Here is an 11,825-nt window from a genome sequence, read left to right on the forward strand (position 1 = left end):
GGCCTTTTATCTTATCCAAACTATTTTAATGCCGTTTTCCAGTCCAATCCGCCCAACGACGGTACCTGTATCACTTCGTTGGTATCCAAATTGACCGCTGTCAGCTCTCCGCCCCACAACGCGCCGGTATCCAAAGCAATCACTTGGTCTGTGTTAACGTAGCCCAACGACGACCAATGCCCGAACACGGTAATATAATCCAAATTCTGCCTATCAGGCGCTTTAAACCAAGGGCGCAGGTAAAGCGGCATTTTTTTCAAAGTGGATTTATATTCGTAATCCAATTCGCCTTTGTATGTCAGCGCACGCATACGGGTAAAGACATTGACAATCATCCGCAGGCGCTCGTAGCCGGTCAAATCATCCGTCCACGCAGTCGGCTTGTTGCCGTACATTTTGCCAAAAAATTTCCTGTATTTTTTACCTTGCAATTCAGCCTCGGCTTCACGGGCAAGGCTTTCGGCCTTATCAACCGACCATTGCGGCAAAATACCGGCATGCACCATCACATGCCTGTTGCCGCGCACCAAAAGCGGCTGATGACGCAGCCAGTCCAATAGGGATTGACTCTCGGGATGGGTCAAAATCGGCTCAACCGTATCGCTGCGCTTGAGCGTTCCTTCACCGCAACCGACGGCCAAAAGATGCAAATCATGATTGCCCAAAACCATTTGCACACTGCTGTCGTACTCTTTGGCAAATTTCAAGGTTTCCAATGACTTCGGACCGCGATTGACAATATCGCCGACCAGCCAAAGGGTGTCCGTACCATGATTAAAGCCGATTTTGGCAAGCAGCAAAGTCAGCTCGTCAAAGCAGCCTTGAATGTCTCCGATTGCGTAATGTGCCATTATTATTGTTTTCCGTTGTTATTATTTTCAGACGGCCTCAAGCCCAGCCCAGGCCGTCTGAAACATCAATTATGCGTTTAAAACCAATACTGCTTCCGCTTCAACCTGAACGCCTTTAGGCAGGCTGGCCACGCCAACCGCCGCACGCGCAGGGAAAGGTTGTTCGATAAATTCAGCCATCACTTCATTGAACACGGCAAAGTTGGCCAAATCGGTCAAATAAGCATTGAGTTTGACGATATCGTTTAAAGAACCGCCGGCCGCTTCGGCTATGGCTTGCAGGTTTTTAAATACTTGCACTGCTTCGGCACGGAAGTCGCCATTACCGACCACAGTCATTGTGGCCGGATCCAAAGGAATCTGACCGCTCATATAAACCGTATCGCCTGCGCGGACTGCTTGGCTGTATGCGCCAATTGCGGCAGGGGCTTTGTCGGTATGGATAATGGTTTTAGACATGATATTCTCCTCAAGTAGAAATGTCAGAAACAGGTGGAAGCTTCGAATTTTACTTTCAACAGAAATACGTTTCAATAAAAGCATTCAATTAATGCGTTTAGCCCGTCTTGTTCTTCCTCGATTTTAAACCTACAATCCCACACATTATTCATTTCAAAGCCGAAATTATTATGTTTTTTGTCTTATCCCCAGCCAAAAACCTCAACGAAAAAGACCCCTCCCCCGTCAGCAGCTTTACCCAGCCCGACCTTCTGCCCGAAGCAGAAATCCTGATGCAGGAGTTGCGCAAACTTGCCCCTCATCAAATCGCCGAGCTGATGCACGTTTCCGACAAAATCGCCCTGCTCAACGCCGAACGAAATGCCGCATGGCACACGCCGTTTACACCTGAAAACGCCAAGCAGGCCGTATTTATGTTCAACGGCGACGTCTATGAAGGCATTGCCGCCGATACGCTCAAACCGGAGCAAATCGACTACCTGCAACAACACGTCCGCCTGCTCTCCGGCCTATACGGCGTACTGCGCCCGCTCGACTTGATGCAGCCCTACCGCTTGGAAATGGGCACAGCCTTTGCCAACTCGTGCGGCAAAAACCTCTACGAATTTTGGGGCGATAAAATTACCGACCTGCTCAACCAAACACTGAAGCAGGCCGGCAGCGATGTTTTAATCAACCTCGCCTCACAAGAATATTTCAAATCCGTCAACACCAAAAAACTCAACGCACGCCTGATTACGCCGATTTTTAAAGACGAGAAAAACGGCAAATACAAAATCATCAGTTTCTACGCCAAACGTGCGCGCGGTTTGATGGTACGCTACGCGGCAGAACACGGCATTACCGAGCCTGAAATGCTCAAAAATTTCGACTACGAGGGCTATTCATTCAATGAAGCAGCTTCAAACGAAGCCGAATGGATATTCATGCGTGAAGAACAATCCAAATAAAAACAAAATACTAGATATTTTCCCTAAAATACCACTTGGCAAAGGCCGTAAGTTCCATTAATATTACGGCTTCAAGAACGGAAGCGTGGCAGAGCGGTTTAATGCAACGGTCTTGAAAACCGTCGAGGGTTGATAGCCCTCCGTGAGTTCGAATCTCACCGCTTCCGCCATTCTTGATATTTTTTTATCTAATGAAAAATGAAATGTGAGACTTGATGATTCAAGTCTTTTTTTATTTTCAAATCCAAAGAATCCCGTAAAGGCCGTCTGAAACTTTCTATAACTCAGTTTCAGACGGCCTAATACCTTTAAAATTCCCCCAAATCCCTAAAGTCCTACCCAGACATTTAGAGACTTGGGGGACTTTTGCGAAGGTCTCCGCTTTTCTAATCTTTGCCGTCAATGGCATCAGCCTACCCATCACCAATGCGGAATTTTCTCTCAACCATGCTGGGCTTTTCCTATGCCGACGCAATTGTGCATTTTGCTTCAGGTCTGTGTGCCGCCGTATCGTTTGCGATAGGGTTTGCTGCATATTTCGAGATATTGCCACAGAGTACCGCCGTTGCTTTTATCTTGGAGAAGGTCGCGGTAAACGGTATTGTGATGGGGTGTCATTCGATGATGGTGTGGTGGCAGGACAGGTCTTGAATGTGGTATCGTTCTTCTTGGGTCAGTTGCGTGTCGCTCAGGGTAATCTTTCTTGTAGGAAAGGCTGTATGCTGCTGCATACCGAACTTTTCCGTTATGGAAAGTTTGCCCTTCAAATCCGAATCTGCTGGCCTCTATTTATCATTATTTAATCGCTACAAGGATATTTAAATGAAACGGGAAACCATTGCCCTGCATGCAGGCTATCAATCCGAACCGACTACCAAATCCGCTGCCGTCCCCATTTACCAAACCACTTCATACACTTTCGACAACACGCAACACGGCGCAGACTTGTTCAACCTTGATGTAGCGGGCAATATCTACACCCGTATCATGAATCCGACCACTGCCGTTTTGGAAGAACGCGTTGCCCGTTTGGAAGGCGGTATCGCCGCATTGGCTGTCGCCAGCGGTATGGCTGCAATTACCTATGCCGTTCAAACCTTGGTTGAAGCAGGCGACAACATCATCGCAACCAAAACGCTCTACGGCGGCACTTACAATTTCTTTGCCCACAGCCTGCCGCGCCAAGGCATTGAAGTACGCTTTATCGATCCGGCCAAACCCGAAGAAATCGCCGCCAATACCGACAGCCGTACCAAACTGGTGTATTGCGAATCTATCGGCAATCCCGCCATCAATGTCGTTGATATTCCAGCATTCGCCCAAGCCGCGCACGCTCAAGGGCTGCCACTGATGGTGGACAACACAGTCGCTACGCCCACATTGTTCCGCCCCATCGAGCATGGCGCCGACATCGTTATCCAATCCCTGACCAAATACATCGGCGGTCACGGCACAACGATTGGCGGTGCCATTATCGACGGCGGCAAATTCCAATGGGCAGGCAATCCGCGTTTTGAAAAAACCTTCAATCAGCCTGATCCGTCTTACCACGGCGTAAACTACTGCGAACATTTTGGCGCGGCGGCCTATATCGCCCGTGCCCGGGTCGTCCCGCTTCGCAATACCGGTGCCGCCTTATCGCCGCACAGCGCGTTTTTACTGCTGCAGGGTTTGGAAACCCTCGCCCTGCGCATGGAGCGTCATTGTGAAAACGCCCTGAAAGTAGCCGAATTCTTGAAGAAACACCCGCAGGTCGAATGGGTAAACTATCCTGCCTTGCCTGACAGCCCGTACAAAAACTTAATCGACCGCGACTATGGCGGAAAAGCCTCCGGTTTGCTGAGTTTCGGCATTAAAGGCGGTCGTAAAGCCGGCGCGAAGTTCATTGACGCACTGCAACTCTTCCTGCGTTTGGTGAATATCGGCGATGCCAAATCGCTGGCTACCCATCCTGCTACAACGACTCACCGTCAGCTTGACGATGCAGAACTCGCCGCAGCAGGCGTCAGCCCCGACATGGTACGCCTGAGCGTGGGTATCGAGCATATCGACGATTTGCTTGCCGACTTGGCACAGGCATTGGATGCCGCCAAGGTATAGGCAATAGCGCTAATTAGATGAAAAAAGCCTCCGCTTTAAAAGGCCGTCTGAAAACTTCTTTTCAGACGGCCTTTTCCTTTTCTACAAATCAAATGCGGCGTTAATCAAACGTTTGGTGTAGTCGTTTTGCGGATGGTGGAAAATCTGATCCGCGCTGCCATACTCAACCATTTCGCCCTGCTTCATCACAATCACGTTGTCGCTGACGGCGCGCACGACAGATAAGTCATGACTGATGAACATATAAGTCAGGCCGTATTTCTTCTGCAAATCGCGCAAAAGTTCGACCACTTTGGATTGTACGGAACGGTCAAGTGCAGAGGTCGGCTCGTCCAAAAGGATGAATTTCGGGCGCAGGATAACGGCGCGTGCAATGGCGATACGCTGACGCTGGCCGCCGGAGAACTCATGCGGATAACGGTTGAGCGCATCAAGCGGCAGGGACACTTCCTTCATGACTTCCAAAACGCGCTGGATACGTTCTTTTTTGGTCATTTCAGGATGATGAACCGTCAAACCTTCGCCGATAATTTCACCAACGGTCAGACGTGGGGAAAGCGAACCGAACGGATCTTGGAACACAATTTGCCGTTGCGATTTCAGACGGCGTGCTTCTTCGGCGGTATAGTTTTTCAGGTCTTTGCCTTCAAAGGAAATATTGCCGGTATAAGGCAGCATCTGCATGACGGCTTTGCCCAGCGTGGATTTGCCGGAACCGGACTCGCCGACGACGCCCAATGTTTCGCCTTCTTTAATTTTGAGGCTGATGCCTTTAACGGCTTCAAAAGTTTTGAGCGGTTTGCCGAAAAAGTTTTGCTTCAATACGAAAGAAACATGGACATTATCGGCATCGATTAACACACCGGCGTTGTTTTCTTCAGGCTCTTTCATGCCTTTGGGAATGGCATTGATGAGTTCGGCAGTATATTCGTGTTTCGGATGGGCAAATACTTCTTTGATTTTGCCGCGCTCGACAATTTCGCCGTTACGCATGACGCAGACGGTTTTGGAATAGTGTTCAGCCAAACCCAAATCGTGAGTAATGAAAATAATCGCCATGCCCATTTGCTGTTGCAAATCGTGGAGCAAATCGAGAATCTCAGCTTGAATGGTCACATCCAAAGCAGTGGTCGGCTCGTCGGCAATCAGCAGGTCGGGTTCGTTAATGAGCGCCATGGCAATCATGATGCGTTGCAGCTGACCGCCGGAAAACTCGTGCGGATATTGCTTCATGCGGCGTTCGGCTTCTTTGATGCCAACCCGTTGCAGCAATGCCAATGCCTTCTGCCCTGCTTCTTTTTTGCCGAGCTTTTTATTGTGTACCCGCGCCGCTTCAATCAGCTGCGTACCGATACGCATAAACGGATTGAGCGAGGTCATCGGCTCTTGGAAAATCACGCTGATGCGGTTGCCGCGCAAATCGCGCAGGGTTTTCTCATCGGCGTCCAAAATGGAAATGCCGTCAAACGTAATGCGCGAATCTTTGCTGTATCGGGCAAATTTTTCAGGCAACAGACGCATGATGGACATGGACGTTACCGACTTGCCCGAACCGGATTCGCCGACCAAAGCCAATGTTTCGCCCTCTGCCACTTTAAAGCTGACATTACGCACGGCGTGCACGGTTTTCTCATGCAGTTCGAAATTGATGTCCAGATTTTCTACAACCAGTAACTGTTTTGTCATTTTGATTATCCTTTTGGTTGTGGTTTAGCGGTCTTTCGGGTCAAGCGCATCGCGCAGGCCGTCGCCGATAAAGTTGAAACAGAACAAAGTGGTTACCAAGAAGAAACTCGGCACGAGCAGCTGCCATGGTGCGGCTTCCATCGAAATCGCGCCCTCTTGCAGCATCGAACCCCAACTGGTCATCGGCTCTTGCACACCCAAGCCCAAGAAGCTCAAGAAGGATTCAAACATAATCATGCCCGGTACCAACAATGAGGCATACACCATCACCACGCCCAAAACATTCGGAATAATGTGGCGCGTTACGATTTTACGTTTTGCCACGCCGCTCACACGCGCCGCTTCGACAAACTCTTTATGCTTCAAGCTCAAGGTTTGGCCGCGCACGATACGTGCCACGTCCAACCAAGACACCAAACCCACGGCGGCAAAAATCAAAAGCAGGTTGCGGCCGAAGAATGTGGTCAGCAGAATCACGAAAAACATAAACGGAAACGCGTTCAAAATTTCCAAAAAGCGCATCATCAGTGAATCGAGCTTACCGCCGATAAAGCCGGCAATCGCGCCGTAAAGCGTACCGATGACAACGGCCACCAATGCGCCGGCCACACCGACCAGCAAGGAAATACGTCCGCCGGTTGCCGCGCGCGACAGCAAATCGCGGCCGAGCAAATCCGTACCCAGATAGTGATGGGTAGAAAAGGACGGCGGAATCTGCATATTGTCCCAGTCGGTGAAGTCGTAGGTGTAGCGGACGATCCATGGCGCCACAATCACAAAAATGCTGATCAGCAACAGGATGATAATACTGTACACCGCCGCTTTGTTCTGTTTAAAACGCCGCCATGCGTCGCTCCACAGGCTTTTGCCGTGTACTTGGGCGTATTCTGCTGCCTCTGCAAGGGCCTGAGTCTGCTTCTTTTTGAATAACATAATGTTCTCTCTCGCTTTTTATTCTTTCTTCAGGCCGTCTGAACGTTTCAGACGGCCTTTGCGCAAATGGGATTAATAACGGATTTTCGGGTCAATAATGGCATACAGAATATCAAGGATGGCGTTAAACAAAATGGTCATGATGCCCACCAAAATCGTCAAACCCAAAATCATGCCGTAGTCGCGGTTGAGCGCACCGTTGACAAACAATTGTCCGACGCCGGGAATACCGAACACGTTTTCAATCACAATGGAGCCGGTGATGATGCCGACGAATGCTGGGCCTAAGAAAGAAACAATCGGCAGCATGGCCGGACGCAGCGCATGGCGCAGAATGATACGGCTCATGGGCAGGCCTTTGGCGCGTGCCGTGCGGATAAAGGGGCTGTTCAATACTTCAATCATCGCGCCGCGCGTAATCCGCGCGATACTGGATACATAACCGATGGACAAAGTAACGACGGGTAAAATCAAGTTCATCAGTGCGCCATCGTTCCAGCCGCCGGCAGGCAGCCATTGCAGTCTGACGGCAAACACCAGTACCAATACCGGCGCCATCACAAAGCTGGGAACGACGATACCGGTCATCGCACCGCTCATCAGCGCATAATCCAGCCAACTGTTTTGTTTTAAGGCAGCGATGATGCCGATAAACATGCCGAAGATGGCGGCAATCAAAAAGGCATAGAAGCCGAGTTCCGCCGATACCGGCAGGGATTGGGCAAGCAACTCATTAACGCTGAAATCTTTATATTTGAACGACGGCCCCAAATCCCCCTGCGCCAATTGTTTGAGGTAGTGGAAATATTGGAGGTACATCGGATCATTGAGGTGGTATTTGGCTTCGATGTTGGCCATGACCGCAGGCGGCAGGTTGCGTTCGCCTGTGAACGGGCTACCCGGTGCGAGCCGCATCAGGAAAAACGATACGGTAATCAACACCAGCATGGTCGGGATGGAAGCACATATCCGTTTGATGATGAATTTCAACATAATCAGGCTGTCCTGTCTGAACATACCGGACTCGTGAAAACAAAGCTGACCTGAAGCGGAAATCGGATGAATGGCAGCAGGCATCTGTAACGTCGCCGCGCCGGTTTCTCTCTCTATTCCGACCGGGTTATTGTTTTTATTCGGAGTCGGGTAAGGTTTTGTAGTTTGTAGATAATTGTTGTTATCAGGCCGTCTGAAACTTGGTATCCGCCGTTTCAGACGGCCTTTCACGTTAACGCACCAAAGGTTCGGTGCGCTCAATCAGCCATGCTTTGGCCGCGCCCTCTGTCAAAGGCTCGAGACGACGGCGTACTTCGGCGTGATATTGGTTCAGCCATTCGATTTCGCTACCGGTCATCAGTTTGGTATCGATGAGGCGCGTATCGATCGGGCAGAGGGTAACGGTCTCGAAATACAGGAATTTGCCGAACTCGGTTTCCTCTGGGTTTTCAACCGGACGGTTGATCACCAAGCTTTCGATACGGATACCCCATTTGCCCGGACGGTAAAGACCCGGCTCGTTGGAAGTCAGCATACCTGACTTCATCGCGTGATGCGGTTGCGGTACGGCGGCAACGGCAATGCTTTGCGGGCCTTCGTGCACATTGAGGAAATAGCCCACGCCATGACCTGTACCGTGACCGTAGTCGCATTGTGCCTGCCAGAGCGATTTGCGGCAGATGGCATCAATCATCGGGCCTTTGATGTTTTCAGGGAAAATGGTTTCCGCCAAAGAAATATGCGCTTTCAACACCAAAGTGTAGTCGCGTTTCATGGCCGCACTCGGATTGCCGACGGGCACCACGCGTGTGATGTCGGTCGTACCGCCCCAGTATTGGCCGCCGGAGTCAATCAGCAGCATACCGTCGCCTTTGATTTTGCTGTTGTTTTCCGGTGTCGCGCTGTAATGCGGCAAGGCGGCATTGGCATTGTAGCCGGCGATGGTGTCGAAACTTGGCGAAATAAAGCCTGGACGTTGGCTGCGGTGTTTGTAGAGCATTCCGTCGATGTCCAACTCGCTCAATTCGCCGCCGTCTGCCAAAATTTGTTCAAACTCGGCAAAGAAGCCGCACAATGCCGCGCCGTCTTCCGCCATGGTATTGCGGATATGGGCGATGTCGGCATCGGATTTAACCGATTTAAAGAATGTGCTGGGGTGGATGGCTTCAATCAAACGAACGTCTTCAGGCAGGCGGCGCAAAGTGCCGACGGCGGTTTTATTCGGATCAATCAACAATGCACCCTTAACGCCTGCCAAATAGTCCGCCGCTTGCGCATAAGGCAACACTTCAAAACCTGCTGCTTTCAAGGCTTCAGCAGATTCGGCTTTCAGACGGCCTGCATCGGTAAACAATACGGCTTTGTCTTGGCTGATAAACAGATGAGATAAGAACACAGGGTTGAACGGCACATCGTCGCCGCGCAGATTGGTAATCCAAGCGATGTCGTCCAAAGAAGAAACCAAATGCGCATCCGCACCCTGCTCTTTCATGGCCACACGGATACGGGCCAGTTTTTCGGCCGCGGTTTCGGAAACGTAGTCGGGATGGTGAACGTAGATTTCCGGAGTCGGCAATGCAGGACGGTCGTCCCACACTTCGTCCAACAAAGTTTCTGGGTATTCGAGGCGGATGTTTTTGGCGGCAAGTGCCTGTTTCAAACCGCGCTCGCCGCTGAGTGCGAACATATCGGCAGGCGCGCCGACCACTGCACCCTCGGGCAGATTTTGTGCCAGCCACTCGGTATAAGGCGCATCAACGCCCATTTTTTGCAGCTCGATGCCGTTTGGCGCAAGCTGTTGGCCGGCCTGTTCCCAATAGCGGCTGTCCGTCCACACGCCAGCTTTATCGGCGGTTACCACCAAAGTGCCTGCCGAACCGGTAAAGCCGGAAAAATCGCGGCGTGCCTGCCAATGCTCGGGCAGGTATTCGGAAAGGTGCGGATCGGCGGAAGGAATGACAAACGCGTCCACGCCATGTTTTTTCATGGCTTCGCGTAAAGCGGACAAACGTTGTTGTACAGATTTCATGTGTTATGTCTCCTATTGTTTCAGACGGCCCCTGTCATCAAGGCCGTCTGAAAGCTTGTGCTGTCTATAATCAATCTATTTTTTCGGTGCGAACGACCAGCTCTTGACCGTATAGTTCCGCAAAGGGTCTTTGTCGGAATAGCCGATAATATCGGGTTTAACCATACGCACTTCAACCTGATGATACAGCGGAATCAGTGCAGCGTCTTCTTGAAGCTGCTTCTCTGCATCGGCATAAAGCTGGCTGCGCGCTTCCTTGCTGACACCATCTTTCAGCGTATTGTTCATAAATGTATCAAACGCCGCGCTTTTGTAGCGGAATGCATTGTTTGAATTGTTGGATTTCAAGATATTGAGCATGCCTGCCGGATCGTTGAAATCGGAACACCAGCCGCTGAACGAAACCTTGAAATTGCCTTGTGCGCGCGTATCCAAATAAGTTTTCCATTCCTCGTTGGACAAAGTCGGACGGATAAACGGAATGGCGGCCTTCCACACCGACTGCACGGCAGTGATTTGTTTTTTGGACGCTTCGCTGGTGCTGTACAAAATATCGAACTCAAGAGGATGGTCATCGTTGTAGCCTGCTTCGTTCAACAGTTTGCGTGCGGTTTCGATGCGTTTTTCAGGCGTCCACTCTTTCCACTCCGGATAAACAGGAATCACGCCCTGCATTTGCGGCGGCGTCAATTGGAACGCAGGCGTATCGCCGCGGCCGCCCACTTTGACGACGATGTCGCGGCGCGTCAGCATATTGAGCGCCTTGCGGACGCGCGGATCATTAAACGGTGCCGCTTCGTGGTTCGGCTCCAAATACCAGCTGCACAAAGAAGTTGTACGTTTCACTTGTCCCGGAAACTCAATATCCGCCACTTTGACCTGATCACTAGGAATGCCGTAAGTCACATCAATTTCATTGGCGCGATAACGGTTGTACTCGCCGCTGCCTGACAAGAAAACCGCCTTCGGAATGGCCACTTTGTCTTTATCGTAATAATTGGGGTTGCGTTCCATATTGATGTGGCTGTTGACTTTCCAATCCTTTAACAGATAAGCGCCACTGGAAACATAATGACCGGGTTGCGTCCACTTATTGCCGTATTTTTCGACAGTGGCGCGGTGCACCGGAAACGTGAATTGCTGAATCAGCATATCGGGGAAATAAGGTACGGGCGCAATCAGCGTAAATTGCAGGGTTTTTGCGTCCAACGCCTTAACGCCCAATGTCTCAGGCTTGGCTTTGCCGTTTAATATATCTTCCGCATTTTCCACTTGAGCATCGACCAAATAGCTGCCGAAAGGTGCGCCCGTGGCCGGATCGGCAAGACGGCGGAAGCTGTACACAAAATCCTCGGCGGTAATCGGATCGCCATTGCTCCATTTGGCATCACGCAGATGGAAAGTCCAGACACGCTCGCCCTTGCTTTCCCATCTTTCCGCCAAAGCAGGAATGGTTTTGCCTTCGGCATCCGTACCGACCAAACCATCCATCAGCTGACGGATAATCGCACCCGCCGCCATATCGCCGCTCATCTGCGGATCCAGCGTGCCCGGCTCGACGCCGTTGCTGACCACCACGCGCTCATAATCAGTACGCTTAAACTCAGGGGCGGGTTTGACATCGCGGCTGCACGCCGACAACGCAAATACGGCGGCCAATGATGCAGCCAACAGCGGATAGGTTTTTCCGGCCATATTTCATTCCTTCTTTTGGGTATTCTTCTTTTTCAGACGGCCTGATTATTCAAACTACACTTAACTACAAATATTTGAGGTTTTAAAATCCAGTTAAATCCTCTATTTTTAGATATAAAAATAGTGTTT

General features: G+C 50.7%; 9 protein-coding genes, 1 tRNA gene and 1 pseudogene. 3 read left to right on the forward strand and 8 right to left on the reverse strand.

The features are described 5' to 3' along the window. Positions 1-20: 20 nt before the first annotated feature. A complete protein-coding gene (locus tag ACTHUG_RS06200; RefSeq protein WP_070616152.1) occupies positions 21-851 on the reverse strand; it encodes a symmetrical bis(5'-nucleosyl)-tetraphosphatase in 831 nt (276 codons plus the stop codon). Between the two features lie 69 nt (positions 852-920). Further along, positions 921-1,310, reverse strand: coding sequence for a RidA family protein (locus ACTHUG_RS06205; protein WP_440385660.1), 390 nt, complete (start codon positions 1,308-1,310; stop codon positions 921-923). Between the two features lie 170 nt (positions 1,311-1,480). Between ACTHUG_RS06205 and yaaA the strand changes: the two genes are divergently transcribed. Further along, positions 1,481-2,260, forward strand: coding sequence for a peroxide stress protein YaaA (yaaA, locus tag ACTHUG_RS06210; protein ID WP_440385659.1), 780 nt, complete (start codon positions 1,481-1,483; stop codon positions 2,258-2,260). A 79-nt stretch (positions 2,261-2,339) separates the two neighbouring features. Then, positions 2,340-2,430: transfer RNA gene (locus ACTHUG_RS06215), tRNA-Ser, on the forward strand. Positions 2,431-2,679: 249 nt separating this feature from the next. On the opposite strand, the pseudogene ACTHUG_RS06220 reads toward ACTHUG_RS06215, so the two are convergent. Next, a pseudogene (locus ACTHUG_RS06220) lies at positions 2,680-2,887 on the reverse strand (IS30 family transposase); the annotation flags it as partial. 195 nt (positions 2,888-3,082) lie between these two features. On the opposite strand from ACTHUG_RS06220, the gene ACTHUG_RS06225 reads away from it, so the two are divergent. Continuing rightward, complete coding sequence (locus tag ACTHUG_RS06225) at positions 3,083-4,360, forward strand: O-acetylhomoserine aminocarboxypropyltransferase/cysteine synthase family protein (protein ID WP_440385658.1); 1,278 nt, start codon at positions 3,083-3,085, stop codon at positions 4,358-4,360. A gap of 81 nt (positions 4,361-4,441) precedes the next feature. On the opposite strand, the gene ACTHUG_RS06230 is transcribed toward ACTHUG_RS06225, so the two are convergent. The 5 genes from ACTHUG_RS06230 to ACTHUG_RS06250 form a co-directional block, all read right to left on the reverse strand. Continuing rightward, positions 4,442-6,046: an ABC transporter ATP-binding protein gene (locus tag ACTHUG_RS06230; protein WP_440385657.1), complete on the reverse strand. Its 1,605-nt coding sequence runs from the start codon at positions 6,044-6,046 to the stop codon at positions 4,442-4,444. Between the two features lie 24 nt (positions 6,047-6,070). Then, a complete protein-coding gene (gene oppC, locus ACTHUG_RS06235; protein ID WP_003683112.1) occupies positions 6,071-6,979 on the reverse strand; it encodes an oligopeptide ABC transporter permease OppC in 909 nt (302 codons plus the stop codon). 72 nt (positions 6,980-7,051) lie between these two features. Then, a complete protein-coding gene (gene oppB, locus ACTHUG_RS06240; RefSeq protein ID WP_036490316.1) occupies positions 7,052-7,972 on the reverse strand; it encodes an oligopeptide ABC transporter permease OppB in 921 nt (306 codons plus the stop codon). A gap of 232 nt (positions 7,973-8,204) precedes the next feature. Beyond that, on the reverse strand, positions 8,205-10,001 hold the full coding sequence (locus ACTHUG_RS06245; RefSeq protein ID WP_440385656.1) for an aminopeptidase P family protein: 1,797 nt from the start codon (positions 9,999-10,001) through the stop codon (positions 8,205-8,207). A 75-nt stretch (positions 10,002-10,076) separates the two neighbouring features. Beyond that, on the reverse strand, positions 10,077-11,696 hold the full coding sequence (locus ACTHUG_RS06250) for an ABC transporter substrate-binding protein (RefSeq protein ID WP_222570400.1): 1,620 nt from the start codon (positions 11,694-11,696) through the stop codon (positions 10,077-10,079). Positions 11,697-11,825: the final 129 nt, after the last annotated feature.

Source organism: Neisseria sp. P0022.S009 (assembly GCF_051956675.1).
Taxonomy (GTDB): domain Bacteria; phylum Pseudomonadota; class Gammaproteobacteria; order Burkholderiales; family Neisseriaceae; genus Neisseria.